At 69.8% G+C, this 20,215-nt stretch carries 19 protein-coding genes; 11 read left to right on the top strand and 8 right to left on the bottom strand.

Translation table 11 applies throughout. The features are described 5' to 3' along the window. Positions 1-33 precede the first annotated feature (33 nt). Positions 34-834 carry an isocitrate lyase/phosphoenolpyruvate mutase family protein gene (locus tag EAO79_RS07300; RefSeq protein WP_064297138.1) on the bottom strand — a complete coding sequence of 267 codons (801 nt, stop codon included), beginning with the start codon at positions 832-834 and terminating at the stop codon, positions 34-36. 205 nt (positions 835-1,039) lie between these two features. Between EAO79_RS07300 and EAO79_RS07305 the strand changes: the two genes are divergently transcribed. The 6 genes from EAO79_RS07305 (at position 1,040) to EAO79_RS07330 (ending at position 8,994) form a co-directional block, all read left to right on the top strand. Further along, positions 1,040-2,149, top strand: coding sequence for a LacI family DNA-binding transcriptional regulator (locus EAO79_RS07305; protein ID WP_121291487.1), 1,110 nt, complete (start codon positions 1,040-1,042; stop codon positions 2,147-2,149). A gap of 201 nt (positions 2,150-2,350) precedes the next feature. Then, positions 2,351-4,027, top strand: coding sequence for an ABC transporter substrate-binding protein (locus EAO79_RS07310; protein WP_086473023.1), 1,677 nt, complete (start codon positions 2,351-2,353; stop codon positions 4,025-4,027). Positions 4,028-4,035: 8 nt separating this feature from the next. Further along, entirely contained in the window at positions 4,036-5,007 is a 972-nt protein-coding gene (locus EAO79_RS07315; RefSeq protein WP_085512196.1) for an ABC transporter permease, read from the top strand. Next, positions 5,004-5,924 carry an ABC transporter permease gene (locus EAO79_RS07320; RefSeq protein ID WP_124768560.1) on the top strand — a complete coding sequence of 307 codons (921 nt, stop codon included), beginning with the start codon at positions 5,004-5,006 and terminating at the stop codon, positions 5,922-5,924. Before EAO79_RS07315 ends, EAO79_RS07320 begins: the two co-directional genes overlap by 4 nt. After that, positions 5,921-7,690 (top strand): ABC transporter ATP-binding protein, encoded by a 1,770-nt coding sequence (locus EAO79_RS07325; RefSeq protein WP_071261828.1) that lies wholly within the window; start codon positions 5,921-5,923, stop codon positions 7,688-7,690. The genes EAO79_RS07320 and EAO79_RS07325 overlap by 4 nt, the downstream gene beginning before the upstream one ends. A gap of 125 nt (positions 7,691-7,815) precedes the next feature. Then, entirely contained in the window at positions 7,816-8,994 is a 1,179-nt protein-coding gene (locus EAO79_RS07330; protein ID WP_124768561.1) for a glycoside hydrolase family 1 protein, read from the top strand. Positions 8,995-9,388: 394 nt separating this feature from the next. Here the strand turns inward: EAO79_RS07330 and EAO79_RS07335 are convergent, their stop codons facing one another. Next, positions 9,389-10,159 (bottom strand): hypothetical protein, encoded by a 771-nt coding sequence (locus tag EAO79_RS07335; RefSeq protein WP_124768562.1) that lies wholly within the window; start codon positions 10,157-10,159, stop codon positions 9,389-9,391. Positions 10,160-10,212: 53 nt separating this feature from the next. Here EAO79_RS07335 and EAO79_RS07340 point away from each other — a divergent pair, with 53 nt between their 5' ends. Continuing rightward, entirely contained in the window at positions 10,213-10,866 is a 654-nt protein-coding gene (locus EAO79_RS07340) for a MarR family winged helix-turn-helix transcriptional regulator (RefSeq protein ID WP_124768563.1), read from the top strand. A 251-nt stretch (positions 10,867-11,117) separates the two neighbouring features. Here EAO79_RS07340 and EAO79_RS07345 read toward each other — a convergent pair whose 3' ends face one another. Both EAO79_RS07345 and EAO79_RS07350 read right to left on the bottom strand, forming a co-directional pair. Continuing rightward, on the bottom strand, positions 11,118-11,888 hold the full coding sequence (locus EAO79_RS07345) for an SDR family NAD(P)-dependent oxidoreductase (RefSeq protein WP_124768564.1): 771 nt from the start codon (positions 11,886-11,888) through the stop codon (positions 11,118-11,120). After that, positions 11,885-12,787 (bottom strand): fumarylacetoacetate hydrolase family protein, encoded by a 903-nt coding sequence (locus tag EAO79_RS07350; protein WP_124768565.1) that lies wholly within the window; start codon positions 12,785-12,787, stop codon positions 11,885-11,887. Before EAO79_RS07350 ends, EAO79_RS07345 begins: the two co-directional genes overlap by 4 nt. Before the next feature lie 180 nt (positions 12,788-12,967). On the opposite strand from EAO79_RS07350, the gene EAO79_RS07355 reads away from it, so the two are divergent. From EAO79_RS07355 to EAO79_RS07370, 4 genes are read left to right on the top strand one after another with little or no spacing between them, the layout of a single operon-like run. Further along, positions 12,968-14,257, top strand: coding sequence for an L-fuconate dehydratase (locus tag EAO79_RS07355; RefSeq protein WP_124768566.1), 1,290 nt, complete (start codon positions 12,968-12,970; stop codon positions 14,255-14,257). Next, complete coding sequence (locus EAO79_RS07360; RefSeq protein ID WP_124768567.1) at positions 14,250-15,203, top strand: aldo/keto reductase; 954 nt, start codon at positions 14,250-14,252, stop codon at positions 15,201-15,203. Before EAO79_RS07355 ends, EAO79_RS07360 begins: the two co-directional genes overlap by 8 nt. Next, a complete protein-coding gene (locus EAO79_RS07365) occupies positions 15,203-16,066 on the top strand; it encodes an amidohydrolase (protein WP_124768568.1) in 864 nt (287 codons plus the stop codon). The genes EAO79_RS07360 and EAO79_RS07365 overlap by 1 nt, the downstream gene beginning before the upstream one ends. Positions 16,067-16,109: 43 nt before the next feature. Next, positions 16,110-16,526 carry an RbsD/FucU family protein gene (locus EAO79_RS07370; protein WP_124768569.1) on the top strand — a complete coding sequence of 139 codons (417 nt, stop codon included), beginning with the start codon at positions 16,110-16,112 and terminating at the stop codon, positions 16,524-16,526. A gap of 22 nt (positions 16,527-16,548) precedes the next feature. Here EAO79_RS07370 and EAO79_RS07375 read toward each other — a convergent pair whose 3' ends face one another. The 4 genes from EAO79_RS07375 to EAO79_RS07390 all read right to left on the bottom strand — a co-directional run bounded on the left by EAO79_RS07375 (position 16,549) and on the right by EAO79_RS07390 (position 20,200). Next, a complete protein-coding gene (locus tag EAO79_RS07375; RefSeq protein WP_124768570.1) occupies positions 16,549-16,959 on the bottom strand; it encodes a hypothetical protein in 411 nt (136 codons plus the stop codon). Beyond that, on the bottom strand, positions 16,956-18,053 hold the full coding sequence (locus EAO79_RS07380) for a serine hydrolase (RefSeq protein WP_124768571.1): 1,098 nt from the start codon (positions 18,051-18,053) through the stop codon (positions 16,956-16,958). The genes EAO79_RS07375 and EAO79_RS07380 overlap by 4 nt, the downstream gene beginning before the upstream one ends. 25 nt (positions 18,054-18,078) lie before the next feature. Continuing rightward, a complete protein-coding gene (locus EAO79_RS07385; protein WP_124768572.1) occupies positions 18,079-18,660 on the bottom strand; it encodes an ArsR family transcriptional regulator in 582 nt (193 codons plus the stop codon). 73 nt (positions 18,661-18,733) lie between these two features. Next, positions 18,734-20,200: an MFS transporter gene (locus tag EAO79_RS07390; protein ID WP_124768573.1), complete on the bottom strand. Its 1,467-nt coding sequence runs from the start codon at positions 20,198-20,200 to the stop codon at positions 18,734-18,736. Positions 20,201-20,215 lie beyond the last annotated feature (15 nt).

Below are 20,215 nucleotides of genomic sequence, written 5' to 3' on the forward strand. Positions count from 1 at the left end.
GGATCCTCCTGAGAACGGGTCGTCAGTCGAGGCTCAGAGCTCGAAGGAGAAGCCGAGGTCCTCGGGGTACTCGCCGAGCTCGGTGAGGCCGGTCGCCGCACGCTGGAGGGCGGCGAGCGTCAGGCCGAGCGTGCCCGGGCCGAAGCTGACGCGTGAGACGCCGAGTTCGGCGAGGCGCTTGAGCGGGACCGCGCCGGGGTAGCCGATGACGGAGATGCGTCCGTGCACCTGCTCGATCGCCTTGGCGACGAGCTCCTCCGTGCCGAGTCCGAGGAAGAAGACGACGTCCGCACCGGCCTCGAGGTAGGCGTTGGCGCGCGCGACGGCCTCGTCCCACGCCTCGGGGTCGCCTGCGAGGGTGTCGACCCGGGCGTTGATGACGAGCGGGATGCCCGCGTCTTCTGCTCCGGCGCGAGCGGCGGCGACGCGGGCCGCGGCCTCCTCGATCGGGAACTGCGGGGCCTTCGCGGCACCGACGGAGTCCTCGAGGTTGATGCCGACGGCACCCGACTCGACGATGAGGCGGCGGACGTTCTCGCGAACTCCGGCCGCGTCGGAAGCGTAGCCCTTCTCGAAGTCGATCGTCACCGGCAGGTCGACGGCGCCCACGATGATCTTCGCGGCGGCGATCGCCTCATCGACGTCGAGGCCGCCGCCGTCTTCGAGCCCGCGGACGTTCGACACCGAGTGGCTCGCCGAGGCGAGGGCGACGACGCCGGGGGCTTCGGAGACGACCTTCGCGGTGATGGCGTCCCAGACGTTGGTGACGATGAGCGGGGAACCCGGCTCGTGGAGGGAGTTGAGGAGGACGGCTTTGGCATGCTGATCGGTCATGTCCGCAGTCTGTCAGCGGACGTCGGCCGCCCGGCCGACAAGCGTCGAGAATTCAGGCAACGTTCGGGTTGGCTGCGGTTCCCGGCTCGTGTGGGCCGCTCCCGTGACGCAAGACGAGGGCGGTCCGCGCGTCATCCCACGCCGCCGGTGGACCGGGCGGGCAGGATGCCGTGCGTATCATTGGTGGCCGAAGGAAGGCGTTCCCATGACGAAACCGCCGACGGTCTACGACGTCGCGCACCACGCCGGCGTCTCCATCGCGACGGTCTCGCGGGTGCTCAGCCGCCCCGACGACGTGAAACCGGCCACGCGAGACCGCGTGCTCGCCTCGGTCGGTGAACTCGGGTACGTCCCGAGTGGGGCCGCACGAGGACTCGCCGCGCGCCGCACCGGCGTCATCGGCCTGTTCTTCCAGGGGCTCGACGCGATGGACGACCTCGGGGACATCGCCCTCGAGGGTGACGAGGCGGCGGCCGGGGGAGCGCGCATCGTCCGCGACATCCCGGAGCGGACCGACACACGGACGCTCAACCTCTACTTCGACGAGGTGCTGCGCGGCTGCGAGCTGGAGTCCTGGCGGAGCGGGTTCGCACTGCTCGTCGGCGTCGGACGCGGATCCACGGCGACGCAGACCGTGCGCGACATGGCAGGTCGGGTGGACGGCCTCATGGTGTTGGCCGGGAGCGCGAGCGAGGAGGAGCTCGCGCGCTTGTCGCGGCACGTCCCGATCGTCGTGATGGCGGGGCCCAGGCGCGGTGACGACCTCGATCACGTCTCGGTGAGCAACGCCGAGGGGATGCGCACGCTCACGGCGCACCTCATCGACGACCTCGGTGCCCGAGAGCTCGAGTACGTGGCGGGAAGCCTCGGCTCGCCAGATGACGCGGAGCGCTGGAGCGGGTTCCGCGCGGCCCTCGCCGACCGGTCGCTCGAGGCCCCGGAGGAGCCGACCCTCCGCGGCGACTTCACCCGCGAGGGCGGGCGACGGGTCGGTCGGGAGCTGTTCCGACGCGACGGGCTGCCGCGGGCCGTCGTGTGCGCCAACGACCAGATGGCGCTCGGTGTGATCGACGCCGCCAGGATCGCCGGGGTCGCGGTCCCGGAGGAGCTCATCGTCACCGGATTCGACGGCATCGACGCCGGCCGCCTGTCCGCTCCGCGGCTCACGACGGTCCGGCAGCCGATGGAGACGCTCGGCCGGGTCTCCGTGCAGGCACTCGCCCGTCGCCTCGCCGAACCGAAGCTGCCCGCGATGTCCGTCCGACTCCCCGTCGAGGTCGTCCTCCGCGAGAGTTCCGAGTCGATCACGTCCTGATCATCGCCTCCCCTCGCGTTCACCATTCAGGAAGCCCGCGGCGTGCCGCGGCGCGTCCGTCCGCCACGAGGTCTCCGCGCCGAGGTCTCCGCGCCGAGGCTCTCCTGAATTGCGAACAGGATCGGATGTCCGACACGGGTTGCGCCGGGCAATGTATGCGCTTACACTCGACCGGTACAGACTTCAGCAAGGACGGTGGCGATGACGCACACGACGCACGAGCGGACCAAGGTCCGCAGGCGCAGACGACTCGGAGCAGCGGCGATGATCGCCGCGGCGGCCCTGCTCGTCTCCGGCTGCAGCATCCAGATCAAGAGCGAGCCGGATCCCTCGATCCCCGCCGACACGATGCTGCTGGCCTCCGACAAGGGCACCCCGATGCTCGAGCGGAACTTCAATCCCTACCTCGTGAACAAGCGCTCGGCCTCGAGCTACATCTACGAGCCGCTCGTGATCATCAACGTGCTCGACGGCAAGGAGACGCCGTGGCTCGCCGAGAAGGTGGACCTCCCGGACGCCCGCACGATCGACTACACGATCCGCGACGGCGCCACCTGGTCCGACGGTGAAGCCTTCACCCCTGAGGACGTCAAGTTCACCTTCGACCTCATCAAGCAGTACCCGACGCTCGACCAGAAGGGCGCCTGGCAGCACATCGACACGATCGAGGTGAAGGGCCAGCACGTCATCATGCACCTGCTCGACGACGACGCCCCCGCGGCCGACATCGTCTCGCAGACGCTCATCGTCCCGGAGCACATCTGGAAGGACGTCAAGAGCCCCGACACCTGGCGGAACCCGAACCCGGTCGGCACCGGCCCCTACGTCCTCGGCAACTACACCTCGCAGCAGTACACGATGGACAAGAACGAGACGTACTGGCAAGCCGACAAGATCGAGGTCAACCACCTCGTGATCCCCGCGGCCACCGGCGAACTCGACATCGTGACCAAGGGCTTCGACTGGGCGTACTCGTTCCTGTCGAACGTCGAAGGCACCTGGGGTGCGGCAAACGACCACAACAAGTTCTGGTTCCCGCCGGGAGGCGTGATCGGGCTCGTGCCCAACATGGACGTCGCCCCGTTCGACAACGTCGACGTCCGTCGCGGCATCGCCCTGGCGCTCGACCGCGACAAGATCGCCGACGCGGCGACCGAGGGCTACCTCGGTGCAGCCGGCCAGTCGAGCCTCATGCTCCCTAACCAGGAAGACGAGCTCGACCCGACCCTGCCGAACCAGGGCATGATCACGCAGGACACCGCCGGCGCCCTCGAGGCCTTCGCGGCCGCCGGGTACACCCAGCAGGGTGGCAAGCTCGTCGACGCGGCGGGCAAGCAGTTCAGCTTCTCGATCACGACCGCCAACGGCTACGCGGACTGGCTCCGCGCGGTCCAGGAGGTCCGCAAGGAGCTCGGCGCCCTCGGCATCGACGTGCAGATCAAGCAGCCGCAGCCGCCGGGGTACCAGCAGGCGATCCAGAGCGGCGCCTTCGAGGTCGCCATGGGTGGCATGGGCAACGGCATCATGTTCCAGGGCTTCAACAACAGCTTCAACAGCGAGTTCGCGAAGCCGATCGGCGAGACGACGTCCAGCAACTTCGGTCGCTACCGCAACCCGCAGATGGACCAGCTGCTCGCCCAGTACAAGGAGACCACCGACGAGGCCACTCGCCTGGGGCTGAGTCACCAGATGCAGCAGATCGTCTACAGCGACTTCCCGGTCATCGGCATGTACTACGGCGGACTCTGGGGCCTCTACAACGACAAGAAGTTCACCGGCTGGCCCGATGCGGACAACCCCTACGCACCGCTGCAGACCTACGACCAGACCCCGCTCCTCGTGTTCACGCACCTCAAGCTCCGGAAGGACGGTGAGTGACCGTGTACATGGTGCGCAAACTCGGCCTCTTCGTCCTCACCCTGTGGGCGGCGGTCACGCTGAACTTCCTCCTGCCGCGGCTCATGCCCGGTTCCCCGACCGACGCCGCGATCGCGAAGCTCGCGCAGAACGGCCCGGTCTCCGCGGCCACGCGTGCGGCGATCGAGGCCCAACTCGGTGTCCCCGGCGGCAACCTCTGGGAGCAGTACGTCACGTACCTCCACCAGGTCGTCACGCTCGACTTCGGGGTCTCGTACACCTTCTTCCCGCAGTCGGTCGGTGAGCTCATCTGGCAGGCGTTCCCATACACGATCATCCTGCTCGGGATCGTGACGATCGTCGCCTTCATCCTCGGCACCCTCATCGGCGTGCTCGCGGCCTGGCGGCGGAACACCTGGCTCGACGCCCTGCCGACGCTGAGCGGCACCTTCGCCAGCACGTTCCCGTACTTCTGGACCGCACTGCTCCTGCTGTTCTTCGCCGGCTACGTGCTCCACTGGTTCCCGACCTCGGGTGCCTTCGGCCCGACGGCTTCGCCTGCCTTCACCTGGGACTTCATCGTCGACGTCGCGTACCACGCGGTGCTGCCGGCGCTGACGATCCTCGTGACGAGCCTCGGTGGCTGGATCATCGGCATGCGCAACGCGATGATCAACACCCTCGGTGACGACTACGTGACCTTCGCCGAGGCGAACGGTCTCCGTGGTCGCACGGTCGCCATCAAGTACGCGGCCCGCAACGCGATCCTCCCGAACCTCACCGGCTTCGGGCTCGCGCTCGGCGGTGTGGTCGGCGGTTCGATCCTCGTGGAGCAGGTCTTCGGATACCCGGGCATCGGCTTCCTCCTGTTCAACGCGGTGATCGGACAGGACTACCCGCTCATGCAGGCGCTCTTCCTGCTCATCACCGTGAGCGTGCTCATCGCCAACTTCCTCGTCGACATCCTGTACGGCGTACTCGACCCAAGGACCCGCCGATGACCACCACACAGCACGTCAAGACACTGCAGTCCGACGCACCCGTCCGTCCGCCGCGGAGGTTCGCCTTCATCGGTCGATCGGCGGCGACGCTCTGGGCCAACTGGAAGTCCCGCCTCGGGCTCATCATCCTCGCGTTCTTCATCCTCGTCGCGATCTTCGCCCCGGTGCTCGCACCGTACGGCGCGAGCCAGGACGGGTTCCCCCGGAACGCCGACTCGAGCCCCGAGCACTGGTTCGGGACGACGGCGGCGGGCGAGGACGTCCTCAGCCAGCTCATCTACGGCTCGCAGATCAGCGTCACGGTCGGTTTCATCGCCGGCATCCTGTCGACGATCGTCGCGGTCCTGATCGGCCTCAGCTGGGGCTACATCAAGGGCTTCGGCGCCGAGGTCGTGAACTTCATCGTCAACCTGTTCCTCGTGGTGCCCGGCCTGCCGCTCATGATCGTCATCGCCGCGTACCTCCAGAACGGTGGGCTCGTGATGATCGTCGCGGTCATCGTGATCACCGGGTGGGCGTGGGGTGCCCGCGTGCTCCGCAGCCAGACGCAGTCGCTGCGTTCGCGTGACTTCGTGACCGCGGCCCGCTTCTCGGGCGACCGACCGTTCCGCATCGTGTTCAACGAGATCCTGCCGAACATGACGTCCCTCATCGCGGGTGGCTTCTTCGGCGCCGCGACGAGTGCGATCCTCGCGGAGGCCGGCCTCGAGTTCCTCGGCCTCGGCGACTCGTCGATCGTCAGCTGGGGAACGATCCTCTACTGGGCGCAGAACTCCAACGCCCTGCTCACCGGTCAGTGGATCCTCCTCTTCGCCCCCGGTCTCTGCATCGCGCTCCTCGCGATGAGCCTCACCCTCATCAACTTCGGTGTCGACGCGATCAGCAACCCGCGCCTCCGTGAAGGGAAGTCACGATGAACGCCGTCAACCTCCAGGCCGAGAGCGCATCCGCGCCGGCAGCCGGGACCGGAGCGCTCCTCGAGGTCCGCGACCTGTCCGTCGTCTACGAGTCCGTCGGCGCCGCGCCGGTCCAGGCGGTCGACCACGTGTCGTTCTCCGTCGGTGCCGGTGAGTTCATCGGGCTCGTCGGCGAGTCCGGCTCCGGGAAGTCGACGCTCGGCTTCGCGGCCACCCGCTTGCAGAAGCCGCCGGCCCGCATCAACGGCGGGCAGATCCTCTTCGGCGGCAAGGACATCCGCGAGCTCGGCGACGAGGCGCTCCGCGAGCAGCGTCAGGGCGGGTTCGCCATGGTGCTGCAGTCGGGCATGAACGCACTCAACCCGGTCCGCACGATCCGCAACCACTTCGTCGACATCTTCAAGGCGCACGGGCACGTCTCCCGCGACCGCTGGGACGCCCGGATGGCCGAGCTGGTCGGCAAGGTCGGGCTGACGCCGCAGGTGCTCGCCCGTTTCCCCGGTGAGCTGTCCGGCGGCATGCGTCAGCGCGTGTCCATCGCGCTGGCCCTGTCGCTCGAGCCTCGCCTCATGGTGTTCGACGAACCGACCACCGCGCTCGACGTCCTCGTGCAGCACGCGATCATGGACACGATCACGGAGCTGCAGCAGGCCGAGGGGTTCACCGCGATCCTCATCAGCCACGACCTCGGTGTCGTGCTCGAGGCGACGCAGCGTGTGCTCGTCATGCACGAGGGCCGCATCGTCGAGGACGCCCCGAGCCGCGACATCCTCGAGCGTCCGCAGGACCCGTACACGCGGATGCTGCTCAGCCACTACGCCGACCCGCGGGCCGCAGTCGTCGAGCTGCCCGGCTTCCCGTCGCGGGCGAACCGGGGGACTGCTCCGGTGTCCGGCACCACGACGAGCGTCCCGACCGCGACGAGCGCGAGCTCCGAGTCCGGCAAGGCCTCGTCGCGCGCCGGTCGCTCGGCCGAGTCGGCGGTCATCGTCGACGCCGTCTCGAAGGTCTACCCGCCGCCGCGCCGCGGTGAGTCCGCGGTGACGGCCGTCGACGACGTGTCGTTCACGCTCGAACCCGGTCAGTCGCTCGCGCTCGTCGGGGCCTCGGGCTCCGGCAAGTCGACCATCGCGAAGCTCATCACGGGCATCGAGAAGCCGACCTCCGGCGCGGTCCGCTTCGGTGACCTGGACGTCGCCCAGCTGAACCGCAAGGGCATCCGGAACCTGCACAAGAACGTGCAGATGATCTTCCAGGACCCGTATGCGGCGCTCAACCCGCTGCACACGGTCGAGTACACGCTCACCCGGCCGGTGGTGAACTTCACCGGGCTGAAGGGTGACGCGGTGCGCAAGCGCGTGCTCGAACTCCTCGAGACGGTGGGCCTCTCGCCCGTCGAGCAGTTCGCGGCGAAGCTGCCCCACCAGCTCTCCGGTGGACAGCGGCAGCGCGTCGTGATCGCCCGGGCGCTCGCGAGCGACCCGCAGGTGCTCATCGCCGACGAGCCCGTCTCGATGCTCGACGTGTCGCTGCGTGCCGGTGTGCTCGCACTGCTCGAGGACCTGCGCGAGCAGTGGGGCGTCTCGATGCTCTACATCACGCACGACCTGCTGTCGGCGCGACTCGTGACCGACAACATCATGGTCCTCAACCAGGGTCGCGTCGTCGAACGAGGCGAGACCGCGCACGTCCTGCAGCACCCGCAGGATCCGTACACGATCCAGCTGCTCGACGCCGTCCCCAACCCGGCCCGCGCCAAGCGCTGACGCCCGTCCGGTCCCTGCGTTCTCCCCGGTCCCTGCGCCCACCCCTCCCGGTCCCTGCGCCCACCCCTCCCGGTCCCTGAGCTTGTCGAAGGGCCACACCCCAACATGAAACAGGAGCAACACCCGTGCTGACCTTCCCCGACGGCTTCCTCTGGGGCGCCGCCACCGCTGCCCACCAGATCGAGGGCAACAACATCAACAGCAACTGGTGGGTGCACGAGCACGAAGCCGGGACGAACATCGTCGAGCCCTCGGGCGACGCGATGGACAGCTACCACCGCTACCGCGAGGACATGCAGCTGCTCGCCGACGCAGGGCTCAACACCTACCGGTTCAGCATCGAGTGGGCGCGGATCGAGCCCGAGCGCGGCATCGTCTCGCGTGCCGAGGTCGACCACTACCGTCGCATGGTCGACACCGCGCACGAGCTGGGACTCAACCCGGTCGTCACGCTCATGCACTTCACGGTGCCGCGCTGGTTCGAGCGCGACGGGTTCTGGCGGGCGAAGGACGCCGCCGACCTCTTCGCGCGGTACACCGAGCTGACCCTGCCGATCGTCGGCGAGGGTGTCGATCACGTCTGCACCATCAACGAGCCGAACATCGCCGCGATGCTCGCCGGTGGTGAGGACGCGGCGAACCTCGTCGCGTACGGCCTGCCGAACCCTGATCTGTTCGTGGCGGACGCGCTTCTCGAGTCGCACAAGCGTTCGCGCGAGGTGCTCTCGCAGGTGTCCGGCCTGAAGTCAGGCTGGACCATCGCGACGCAGGCGTTCCGGTCGAACGGTGAGCCGGGCTCCGACGAGATGCTGCGCGAGTACGGCTACCCGCGTGACGACTGGTACCTCGAGCAGTCCGCCGGTGACGACTTCCTCGGCGTCCAGGCGTACACGCGCACGTTCATCGGGCCGAAGGGTCCGCTGCCCGTCGAGGACGGCGTCGAGACGACGCTCACCGGTTGGGAGTTCTACCCTCCGGCCGCAGCCGAGGGCGTGCGGAGCGCCTGGGAGCTGTCGGGCGGGGTGCCGATCATGATCACCGAGAACGGCATCGCGACCTCAGACGACACGCGTCGGATCGACTACACGGACGGCGCCCTGCGCGAGCTGCACGCCTGCATCCAGGACGGGATCCAGCTCGAGGGGTACCTCCACTGGAGCGCGCTCGACAACTACGAGTGGGCGAGCGGCTTCCGACCGACCTTCGGCCTCATCGCCGTCGATCGCGAGACCTTCGTGCGCACGCCGAAGCCGAGCCTCGCGTGGCTCGGGAACGTCGCGAAGGCGAACGGCCTCACGGAGTAGCTGAAGCCCCCGGTGCCGTCCCCAACTCAGGAAACATCCGGTGTGTCGGGCTCGTGTGGGTGGCGACACGCGACGGAGTCCTGAGATAGGGGCGCCCGGGTCGGGTGTGGTCCGGTCGTCCCCAACTCAGGAGTTGTCCGGTGTGTCGGGCTCGTGTGGGTGGCGACACGCGACGGAGTCCTGAGATAGGGGCGCCCGGGTCGCGTGTGGTCCGGTCGTGCCCAACTCAGGAGATGTCCGGTGTGTCGGGCTGGTGTGAGTGGCGACACCCGACGGAGTCCTGAGAACGGGACGGTGGGTCGAACGGAGAGAGCCCCGGGCAGCGGTTGCTGCCCGGGGCTCTGTGCATGGTGTTCGGCTGGGGTCCGCATGGGCGGAAGACGCCGGCGGCCGGTCAGCGCTCGCTGCGAGGGCCGCGACCGAAGCGACCACGCGGGCCGCGCTCGTGCGCCGAAGGCTCGGCCCAGCCGAAGGCTCGGGCGATGCTCTCGAGGCTGGCGCGCGTCGTCGCGAGGTCCTCGGGCGAGACGGCGTCGGCGACGGTCTGGCGGACCGCGTCGACCTTGGTGCGGAGCGCGTCGTGCGCCTCGCGACCGGCGTCCGTCAGGGTGATGCCGTCGGCGTCGACGATGACCCAGCCGCGGGCGGCGAAGTCCATGACGATGTCCGCGGTCGAGCGACGAGGACCTCGGTGACCGCGGTGGTGGCCGTGGCCGGGGCCGAACGGTGCGCCGCCGGGACGGTGATCACGACCGAAGCCGGCACCGGACTCGAGGCCGCGCCCGAAGGCCCGATCGTGAGCGGGGTGGCCGTGCTCGTGGTCGCGCGGACGCTCCGCGGATGCGGTGTCCGCCGTCGTGTCGGCGGTGCGCTCGGGGCGACCGAAGCCGCGACCGGGGCCGAACCCGCCGCGGCGGCCGAACCGTTCGGGCCCGCGCGGTCCGCGGCGGTGTGGCGGGAGCGAGGCGTCGATCTCCTCGACGCTCGAGGCGCCGGAGGCGATGAGCTCGAGCGTGCGCCAGCTGCGGCGGCCGAGGCCGTCCTCGGCGAGCACCTCGTGCATCGAGTGCTTGACCGCGTGATCGACGGTGCGGAGCCAGAAGCCGAGCGGGCGCTCGGCGGACTGGGTGGTGGACTGCTCTGGGTGAGTCGTTGGGGTGTTCATGGGTGGTCTCCTTATTTGCATGCTCTGTTACATGTAAATGTATAATGACATGTATGACCGATGATCGTCAAGCGCAGCCCAGCGAACCCACAGCAACCGACCCGGTGGAGATGATCGAGCAGGCCCTCGTCCAGATCCGACGGGACCAGTCAGGCCGTCGGTTCGGCGGACGCGGTGGGCGCGGTGGGCCCGGTCATCACCACCACGATGAGCACGGCGGTCATCGGCACGACGCCGACGGCGGCGCTGAGGATGAACGCGGGCGCGGGCGCGGTCCGGGCTTCGGACCCGGCTTCGGTGGGCCCTGGGCTCCCGGCGGTGGCGCCCGTCACCCGCGCGAGCAGGCGATCGCACAGGCTGCTCGGTTCCGGATGCTGGACGCGCTCGCCCGTGATGAGGCGGCCGGTGGCATGGGGATCAGTGCGCTCGCGGAGTCGATCGGTGTCGACCAGCCCCGCGCGAGCCGGCTCGTGGCCGAAGCGACGAAGCGCGGCGAGGTCGCTCGCGCAGTCGACCCGAACGACGGTCGACGCAGCGTGGTGCAGCTGAGCGCCGCCGGCCGCGCGGTCCTGCAGGAGGCGCACCGGGGTCGACGCGACGCGGTCACGACCGCGCTCTCGGGATTCGCGCCCGAGGAGGTGGCGCAGTTCGCCGCGTACCTCGAGCGCTTCGCCGCCGCGTGGCCGCGCCCCGACACCGACCGGTAGCTCGCCCGCCTGATCCTCGGCCCCGGGTTCGCAATTCAGGAGCGTCCCGGTGAGTCGAGCCGGATCATCCCCTCGGTGGCCGGACGCGCCGGCGTGCGCCTGAGTGCTGCACGATCGGACCCGTCCGGTCCATTCCGTTCGCAATTCAGGAGGAGTCAGGCGTGTCGGCCTGGGGATGGCCGTCTCGCGGGAGAACCGCCGGGGCGCTCCTGCCTTGTGAACGGTGAGGCGGCGTCGGGACCCCGCTCTCGCTACTCGGGGCGGAGGCGGAGCTCCTGCATCCCGCCGTCGACGGCGATCGAGGTGCCGGTCGTCGAGCCTGATCGCGGGCTCGCCAGGTAGGCGACTGCACCGGCGACCTCGGTCGCGGCGACGAGTCGGCCATGCGGCTGGCGTGCCTCGAGCGCGGCGCGCTCGGCGGCCGGGTCTGGCGCGCTGTCGAGCAGTCGGCCCACCCACGGGGTGTCGGCCGTGCCCGGGTTCACACAGTTGACCCGGATGCCCTCGCGCAGGTGGTCGGCGGCCATCGCTCGCGTCAAGGACAGCACGGCTCCCTTCGTCGCCGTGTAGAGCGCGCGCTGGGGGAGTCCCGCCGTCGCGGCGATCGACGCGGTGTTCACGATCGCGGCCGACGGCGACTCGCGCAGGTGTGGGAGGGCCGCGCGCGTCACGCGAGCCATGCCGACCACGTTGATGTCGAAGACGCGGTGCCACTCGTCGTCGTCGTTGGACTCGATGGTGCCCTGCGCGCCGATACCGGCGTTGTTCACGATGATGTCGAGGCGGCCGAACCGTGCGACGACGGCGTCGATCGCCGCGCGGACCGACGCGTCGTCGGCGACGTTCGCCCGCACCGACAGGCGGGTGGCGGAGTCCTCGTCGGGCGACGGGTTCAGGTCGAGGATCGCGACGCTCGCGCCAGCTGCGGCGAGGCGTTCGACGATCGCGGCGCCGATCCCCGAAGCGCCGCCGGTGACGATCGCGACGAGCCCGTCGAACTCGCCGGTGTCTTCGGCGCTCATGCGCGGGCTCCGAGTGCCTCGGCTGGCTTCGCCGCCGGCGCGATTCCAGGGACCGGGTCGACGAACCGGTGTCGCTGGCGGCCGAGGCCCTCGATCTCGACCTCGCAGACGTCGCCCGGTGCGAGGTAGGGGAACCGGCCGGAGAGCGCGACGCCCTCGGGTGTGCCGGTCAGGACGAGGTCGCCGGGTTCGAGCTGCAGGTATTGGCTCAGGTGCCAGATGACCGTGGCGACGTCGAAGATGAGGTCGGCCGTGCTCGAGTCCTGACGCGGTTCGCCGTTGACCCAGCTGCGGAGTCGCAGGGCGCCGGCGTCGACCTCGTCCGGCGTCACGAGCCACGGGCCGGTCGGGTTGAAGCCCGGAGCGCACTTGCCCTTCGACCACTGCCCGCCACTCGCCGCCATCTGGAAGTCGCGCTCCGACACGTCGTTCGCGGTGACGAAGCCGGCGATGCGGCCGAGGGCGTCCTCAGGGCTGTCGAGGTAGGAGGTGCGCTCGCCGATGACGACGCCCAGCTCGACCTCCCAATCGGTCTTCGTGCTGCCGCGCGGGATGCGGACGTCGTCGTTCGGGCCGACGACCGTGTTCGGCGTCTTCAGGAACATGATCGGGATCTCGGGCGGAGCGGATCCGGACTCCGCCGCGTGCGCTGCGTAGTTCATCCCGATGCAGACGACCGCACTCGGCCGGGCGATCGGAGCGCCGATCCGGAGCTCGTCGGCGCCGTCGAGGACGGGGAGCCCACCCGACTCGAGGGCGGCGCGAACCTGATCGACGCCGCCGCCGGCGAGGAACGCTCCGTCGATGTCGGGGGTGATCGATCGGAGGTCGTAGGCGGTGTCGCCCGCGAACACGACGGGGGTCTCCCCGTCCACGGGGCCGAGTCTGGCGAAGCGCATGCTGGTCCTTCCGGTTCCGCCGGTGCCCGCGTGCGGACCCGGCTCCGTAGCCGATAACGTCTGAACTCTACCGCCCGATCCGGCCGTTGCAACAGGTGATTTGGTCCACGCTGAGCGCATTGACAGCCCAGACATCGGATGTCTAAGCTCGGTGGCACCAGCCCGAAGGAGCATGCCGACGTGAGTACCATCATCGGATTCGAGACGCACGACGTCCGGTTCCCGACCTCGACCACCCTCGACGGCTCGGACGCCATGAACCCCGACCCCGACTACTCCGCCGCCTACCTGCGGCTCGTGACGGACGCGGACGACGGCCACGAGGGCCACGGCTTCGTCTTCACGATCGGACGCGGCAACGACGTCGAGGTCGCAGCCATCCACGCCCTCCGGGACCACCTCCTCGGTCGGGAGGTCGAGCCCGTGCTCGACGCCCTCGGGTCCTTCTGGCGCGAACTCGTCTACGACTCCCAGCTCCGGTGGCTCGGCCCCGAGAAGGGCGTCATGCACATGGCGATCGGCGCCGTCGTCAACGCGCTCTGGGACCTCAAGGCCAAACGCGCCGGCCTGCCGCTCTGGCGGCTGCTCGCCACGATGACGCCGGAGGAACTCGTCGAGCTCGTCGACTTCCGCTACCTGAGCGACGTCCTCACCCCGGACGACGCCCTCGCGATCCTCCGACGCGCCGAACCGGGACGGGAGGCCAGGACCGAGGCCCTGCTCGCCGCCGGGTACCCCGCCTACACGACCACGCCCGGGTGGCTCGGCTACTCCGACGAGAAGCTCGACCGCCTGTGTCGCGAAGCGGTCGCGGACGGATTCGCGCAGGTCAAACTCAAGGTCGGCGGGAATGTGGAGGACGACGTCCGTCGCCTCGCCATCGCCCGGAACGCCGTGGGGCCCAACATCCGGATCGCCGTCGACGCCAACCAGCGATGGGACGTCGCGGAGGCGATCGACTGGATGTCCCGACTCGCGCCCTACGACATCGCCTGGATCGAGGAGCCGACGAGCCCCGACGACATCCTCGGCCACGCGGCGATCGCGCGCGGGGTCGCCCCGATCCCGGTCGCGACCGGTGAGCACATGGCCAACCGCATCATGTTCAAGCAGTTCCTGCAGGCCGACGCCCTCCAGGTGCTCCAGATCGACTCCACGCGGGTCGCCGGCGTGAACGAGAACATCACGATCCTCCTCCTGGCCGCGAAGTTCGGTGTCCCGGTCTGCCCGCACGCCGGTGGCGTCGGGCTGTGCGAAGCGGTGCAGCACCTCTCGATGTTCGACTTCATCGCCGTGTCCGGGAGCGAGGATGGACGCATGATCGAATTCGTCGACCACCTGCACGAGCACTTCGTCGAGCCCGTCGAGATCGTCGCCGGCCGGTACCGCGCGCCGGTCGCCCCCGGCGGCGGTTCGGAGATGCTCGCGACGTCGATCGCCGAGTTCACCTTCCGGGGCGCCGGTGCCTGACCTCCTCGTCCCGCGGCTCGCGTACGGCGCCGCCAACCTCGGCAACCTCTACCGCGAGCTCGGCGATGAGGAGGCCTGGGCGATCCTCGATGCGGCCTGGGAACACGGCGTCCGCTTCTACGACACGGCTCCGCACTACGGCCTCGGTCTCTCCGAGCGCCGGCTCGGCGCCTTCCTCCGGACGAAGCCTCGCGACGAGTACGTCCTGTCCACCAAGGTCGGCCGCCTCCTCGTGCCGAACCCCGGGGGGGAAGGTGCGCTCGACACGGACAACGACTTCGTCGTCCCGGCGACCGTGCGGCGCGAGTGGGACGCGAGCGAGGCCGGCGTGCGTCGCTCGCTCGACGAGTCCCTCGAACGACTCGGACTCGACCACGTCGACGTGCTCTACCTCCACGACCCGGAACGCAACGATCCGGAGTCCGGGATCTCCGAGGGGATACCGGCGCTCGCCGCCCTCCGCGACGAAGGACTCGTCGGGGCGGTCGGGATCGGGTCGATGGACGTCGCCGCACTCCTCGCCGCGGTGCGCACGGGCCTGACCGATCTCATCATGATCGCCGGTCGGTACACGCTCGCCGAGCAGCCAGCGGGCGAGGAGGTGCTGCCCGCCTGTCTGGAACACGGCGTCGGCGTGGTCGCCGCCTCGGTGTTCAACTCCGGTCTGCTGGCCCGCGCCGTCCCCGACCGTGACGGACGATACGAGTACGGTGCCGTCCCACCTGAGGTCTTCGACCGCGCCGTCGACATCGCCGAGATCTGTCGTCGCTTCGAGGTCGAACTGCCCGCGGCCGCCCTCCAGTTCCCGCTCCGCCACCCCGCCGTGCGGACGGTCGCTGTCGGCGCCTCGCGGCCGGAGCAGATGATCCAGAACGTGGAGCGCTTCGAGGCGCCGATCCCCGAGACCTTCTGGACGGAGCTGCGCACCAGAGGGCTGCTCGGCTGATGCGGACGATCGACGCGCACCTCCATCTGTGGAATCGCGCCGACGGGTATCACTGGCTCGCTTCGGCTGACGAGGCACTTCGCGAGGACTTCACGCCGGAGCGTGCAGCCGCGGAACTGCAGGCTGCCGGCGTCGAAGCGGCGATCCTCGTCCAGGCCGACGACACCGAGCTCGACACGATCTCCATGCTCCACGCATCGGACACCTGCAGCTGGGTGGTCGGCGTCGTCGGCTGGGTACCGATCGACGATGCGAAGCGGGCCGAGGAACTGCTCGACCGTTGGGGCGTGCATCCACGATTCCGCGGCGTTCGTCAGCTGTTGCACGACGATCCCCGGGACGGCCTGCTCCTGGCAGCACCCGCGCGCCGGTTGGCGGCGGTCCTCGCGGACCGGGGGCTTCCGCTCGACCTCCCGAACGCCTTCCCTCGGCTGCTCGGTGACGCCACCGGACTCGCACGGCTGGAGGAGGGGCTGACGATCGTCGTCGACCACCTCGCGAAGCCGCCGCGCGACGATGAGGCCTTCGAACGATGGGCGACCGAGCTGGCCGCGGCGGCGGCGTCACCGAACGTGGTCGCCAAGGTGTCGGGCCTCAATCGAGCCGGTCGGCCGTTCGTGGCGGCCGACGTGCGTCGGGCCTGGGACACCGCACTCGCCTGCTTCGGGCCCGAGCGGTTGATGCTCGGCGGCGACTGGCCGATGACCGTCACGAGCGGCGGGTACGGTGCGGTCTGGCACGAGCTGTCCGGTCTCGTCGACGAGTTGTCGCCGGCGGAACGCGATGCACTGCGTGGCGGGACGGCGACGCGCGTCTACCGGCTCGACCCCCGTGGGCCGGTCGGCGTCGACGGACTGACATGATCGGGCAGACGGATGGACACGGAACCATGACGAGGAGGTCACCATGCTGACAGGGATCGACCCGGTGCTGAGCGGCGAACTGCTGCTGCACCTGGACGCGATGGGACATTCGGACGCGGTGGTGATCGCCGACGCGCACTTCCCGGCCACCCGGCTCGGCGAACGCGTCGTCGTGCTGCCGACGCTGTCGACGCCGGAGGTCCTCCGAGCGGTGCGCACGGTGATCCCGCTCGACGACGAGCCCGTGCTCGACCTCATGACGAGTGCCGACGGCACGGTGCTCGACGTCCAGCGGGAACTCATCGCCGCCGCCGGCACAACCGCGGACGCCGTGCGCTTCGTCGACCGGTTCGCCTACTACGACGAGGCCGCCACGGCGTTCCTCATCATCCGCACGGGCGAGACCAGGAAGTACGGGAACGTCACCCTGCGGAAGGGCCTCGTGCTCCCGGGCGCCTGACCCGACCGCGGGCTGCGGTCGCTCACCAGCAGAGCGCGACGATCGCGGCACCGACGACGGCGTAGATCCCCGACAGGACCTGCCGACCGCGGGTGCGGGGTTCGACCGCGGTCTCGACCGTCGCTCCGTGCTCGTCGAGTGAGCGCTTCGGCTTGGGTGCGTGCCAGGGGAGTGAGCGCCAGCGCAGGGCGGCTCCGGCGAGTCCGAAGCCGACGATCGCGACTGCGATGACCCACGCCCAGGACCAGACGCCGACCGGCGCGGCGAGGGCGCGGACGAGGGCGAGGATCACGATGCTGTCGACCGCGTCGACGACCAGTCGGTAGCGCTCGGTCGCCGCCCAGCGTCCCGTACTCCACGCGTGGACGATCTGGAGTGCGAGGATCCACGTGACGCCGAGGGCGACGACGGCGGGGATCAGGATCTCGATCATCGTGCTGCTCCGATCTGCTCGAGGAGGGCGACGCCGGCCGCATCGACCGATTCCTGGGTCGCTGAGACGAGGACCACCGTGGTGCCGGTCGCCGGAACGACGCCGACGAAGGACGCGAAGCCGCCCGTGGCGCCGTTGTGCCAGACGAGGTCCTCACCGTCGATCGCCTTCCGGTCGGTGATCCAGGCCCAGCCGATCTCGCGATCGCCGAACGCCGCTTGTGGGTCGAGCGCCTCGATGCCCGGCGCGCTGCCGTCGGACAGTCGCTCCGCGAAGCGCGCGAGATCCTCCGTGTCCGAGCGGATGCCACCGGCGGGCCCGATCGCCGTACCGGTCCATGCGGCGGCCGTGCGTCCGCCGGCGGTCTCACCGAGGAGGTCGCGGTCGCCGAGGTCGGCCGCATCGCTCACGGGACTGGTCGAGTCGAGCCCCATCGGACCGGTGATCCGTTCCTCGAGGAGGTCGGCGTAGCTGGTGCCGGCGGCCGAGCCGAGGGCTGCACCGAGGAGTTCGAAGCCGAGGTTGGAGTAGGTACCCTTCGGGGTGTCGAGGGATGCGGACCGCGCCTGCTCGAGCAGCTGGTCGAGGTCCTCGCCGTAGGGGTTCGCCGTCGTGAGCGCGAACCACATCGAGGAGAGGATCGTCGAGAGGTCGATCGGCAGGCGGGGCAGCCCGGAGGTGTGGGTGGCGAGCTGCTCGAGGGTCACGTCCGCTGCGGGCGCGTCGCCCAGCTCGAGGAGGTCACCGAGCCTGGTCTCCGGGGTGACCTCGCCGCGCTCGATCGCGTCGGCGAGCAACAGTCCCGTGAAGGCCTTGCTCACCGACCCGATCTCGAACCGGGTGTCCGGCTGGGCGCCGATCGTCGCGGTGCGGGTGCCGTCCGGGGTGACGACGACGGCCAGCAGGGCCTTGCGGTCGGGGCCCGCGAGCTCGCGGACGGTGGCCGCGAGTTCGGCGTCGCCGGTGGCTTCGGGGGGAAGCGTCGAGGGCCCTGGCCGGAAGGCGAGCCCGACCGCGAGTGCGACAGCGGTGCTGACGGCGGCGATGACCCAGACCCGTCTGGGTCGGGACGTGCTGCGTGGTGTGGTGGTCATGCGGGGTCCTTCCTGGGGTCGGTGGTCATTCCATGGCGGCGACGGCGACGAGCAGCGGGACGAGTCGCATGGGCGGGACCGCGACCCGTCCGCGGCCGGCTGGTTGCAGCCAGCCGGCGGCCGTCAGGACGCGGACGTGGTGGTAGACCTGGCCGGTCGTCCCGATGCCGTCGAGTTCGCCGAGGTCCGCGAGTGCGGAGGTGCCGTTGGCGACGGCCAGGAGCAGCTGCAGCCGGACGGGGGAGCCGATGGCTGCGAGTCGCGATGCCGCCGTCGCGAGTGGACCGGAGCCTGCTGATTCCACGGCGTCGGGGTCGTCGCCGAGCGCGAGGAGGTCGTCGGTCGCCCGGGCGTACTGCCACTGCACGGGTCCACCGCCGGTGACGACCGATCCGGTGAAGAGGACCGCCCCGTGCTCGAGCTCGGCCGTGCGCTGTTCGAGCCCGCGGAGCGCCCAGAAGGTGTCGTCGGCATCGCCCGTCGCGGCTGCGGACGCGACGTCGTCCGGTCGCTCGGTGGTCGTGTCGTCGTCGGCCGGTCGGGCGAACACGGCGGCTTCGAGACGCGCGAGACGTGCCTCGTGATCCCCGGGGTCGATGGTCGTCATGACCCAAGTGTACAAATATCGTAATTACGAAATCAAGCTGATGGACCCACGGTCTGAGTGGTGGAGCCGTGCATCAGGCCCGCGAGCTGAGCCGCCCCTGCTTGGCGTGCACCGGGATCAGTAGTCCGAGGCCGATGAGCAGCACGAGCACGATCCCGAGGATCCCCCAGAACTGCGCCCCGCCAAGCGTGACGAACAGTGCGAAAGCGGTCGGTGCGAGGAAGGACACGGCGCGGCCGGTCGTGGCGTAGAGGCCGAAGACCTCACCCTCGCGGCCCTCGGGGATGATGCGCGCCAGGAACGAGCGGCTCGCCGACTGTGCAGGGCCGACGAACAGGCACAGCATGAGCCCGAAGATCCAGAAGATCGTCGCGCCGCCCTCGTGGAGGAAGAACACGGCGCTTCCCGCGACGACGAGGCCGATGAGCGACGCGACGATGACGGGTTTCGGCCCCACCTTGTCGTCGAGCAGGCCGATCGTGATCGTCGCGATCCCGGCGACGACGTTGGCGGCGATCGCGAAGATGATCACCTCGCCGGGTGAGAAGCCGAAGGTCCCCGCGGCCAGGACGCCACCGAAGGTGAAGACGCCGGCGAGCCCGTCGCGGAACACGGCGCTCGCGAGCAGGAAATAGAGCGTCTGTCGGCTGTCGCGCCAGAGTTCCGCGATGCTCTTGGCGAGGACGCCGTAGGAGGCGAAGAACCCGACGTGCGGCCTGGCGACGGCCTGTGGCGCGTGGTACTCGGGCACCGCGAAGAGCACAGGCAGGGCGAAGATCCCGAACCACGCCGCGGAGACGAGCATCGCGACGCGGACGTCCATGCCGTCGTCGCCGGTGACGCCGAAGAGTCCGACCTCGGGGGAGATGAAGCCGAAGTACACGATGAGCAGCAGCACGATGCCGCCGATGTACCCCATACCCCAGCCGAGACCGGAGACCTTGCCGATGGAGGTGGGCGTCGACACCTGGGCGAGCATCGCGTTGTAGTTGACGCCGGCGAACTCGAACACGATGTTGCCGACCGCGAGGAGGACGAGGCCCAGCCAGAGGAAGTTCGGATCGGGGGCGACGAAGAAGAGGAGCGCGGTGATCGCGACGACGACGTAGGTGTTGAAGCCGAGCCAGAACTTCCGTCGACCGGCGGAGTCCGACCGCTGGCCGACGACCGGCGCGAGGATCGCGATCAGCAGCCCGGCGGCGGCGAGCGCCCACCCGAGCGACGCCGACACCGCGGCCTCCTCGCCGAAGGAGTCGCTCGTCAGATAGACGGTGAACACGAAGGTGGTGACGACGGCGTTGAACGACGCCGAGCCCCAGTCCCACAGGCTCCACGCGAAGATGCGACCCTTCCGGCCCGCCTGCGCCTTCACGGCGGCGACCTGCGAGGTGTCGAGGTCGACGGTGGCCGCTGCGGCGTCGGGGGTGACGAGCGGTGGTGGCGGGAAGTTGCGGGGCCGGGATCCGAGACGCGGGGCCTCGTCGCCGTGCCCGCCTGTCCGGCCGGTGTCGTCGGTGCCACCTGGGGGAGTCGTGCTCATGCACTGAGGCTAGTG

The sequence above is a fragment of the Plantibacter sp. PA-3-X8 genome, from assembly GCF_003856975.1.
Lineage (GTDB): Bacteria > Actinomycetota > Actinomycetes > Actinomycetales > Microbacteriaceae > Plantibacter > Plantibacter auratus.

What these genes read in the sequence shown, in the direction of transcription:
- EAO79_RS07380 (WP_124768571.1), bottom strand. Translation starts at nt 18,053, where the DNA reads ATGACCACCACACCACGCAGCACGTCCCGACCCAGACGGGTCTGGGTC.
- EAO79_RS07390 (WP_124768573.1), bottom strand. Translation starts at nt 20,200, where the DNA reads ATGAGCACGACTCCCCCAGGTGGCACCGACGACACCGGCCGGACAGGC.
- EAO79_RS07300 (WP_064297138.1), bottom strand. Translation starts at nt 834, where the DNA reads ATGACCGATCAGCATGCCAAAGCCGTCCTCCTCAACTCCCTCCACGAG.
- EAO79_RS07370 (WP_124768569.1), top strand. Translation starts at nt 16,110, where the DNA reads ATGCTGACAGGGATCGACCCGGTGCTGAGCGGCGAACTGCTGCTGCAC.
- EAO79_RS07335 (WP_124768562.1), bottom strand. Translation starts at nt 10,159, where the DNA reads ATGAACACCCCAACGACTCACCCAGAGCAGTCCACCACCCAGTCCGCC.
- EAO79_RS07385 (WP_124768572.1), bottom strand. Translation starts at nt 18,660, where the DNA reads ATGACGACCATCGACCCCGGGGATCACGAGGCACGTCTCGCGCGTCTC.
- EAO79_RS07325 (WP_071261828.1), top strand. Translation starts at nt 5,921, where the DNA reads ATGAACGCCGTCAACCTCCAGGCCGAGAGCGCATCCGCGCCGGCAGCC.
- EAO79_RS07320 (WP_124768560.1), top strand. Translation starts at nt 5,004, where the DNA reads ATGACCACCACACAGCACGTCAAGACACTGCAGTCCGACGCACCCGTC.
- EAO79_RS07375 (WP_124768570.1), bottom strand. Translation starts at nt 16,959, where the DNA reads ATGATCGAGATCCTGATCCCCGCCGTCGTCGCCCTCGGCGTCACGTGG.
- EAO79_RS07350 (WP_124768565.1), bottom strand. Translation starts at nt 12,787, where the DNA reads ATGCGCTTCGCCAGACTCGGCCCCGTGGACGGGGAGACCCCCGTCGTG.
- EAO79_RS07315 (WP_085512196.1), top strand. Translation starts at nt 4,036, where the DNA reads ATGGTGCGCAAACTCGGCCTCTTCGTCCTCACCCTGTGGGCGGCGGTC.
- EAO79_RS07340 (WP_124768563.1), top strand. Translation starts at nt 10,213, where the DNA reads ATGACCGATGATCGTCAAGCGCAGCCCAGCGAACCCACAGCAACCGAC.
- EAO79_RS07365 (WP_124768568.1), top strand. Translation starts at nt 15,203, where the DNA reads ATGCGGACGATCGACGCGCACCTCCATCTGTGGAATCGCGCCGACGGG.
- EAO79_RS07310 (WP_086473023.1), top strand. Translation starts at nt 2,351, where the DNA reads ATGACGCACACGACGCACGAGCGGACCAAGGTCCGCAGGCGCAGACGA.
- EAO79_RS07345 (WP_124768564.1), bottom strand. Translation starts at nt 11,888, where the DNA reads ATGAGCGCCGAAGACACCGGCGAGTTCGACGGGCTCGTCGCGATCGTC.
- EAO79_RS07305 (WP_121291487.1), top strand. Translation starts at nt 1,040, where the DNA reads ATGACGAAACCGCCGACGGTCTACGACGTCGCGCACCACGCCGGCGTC.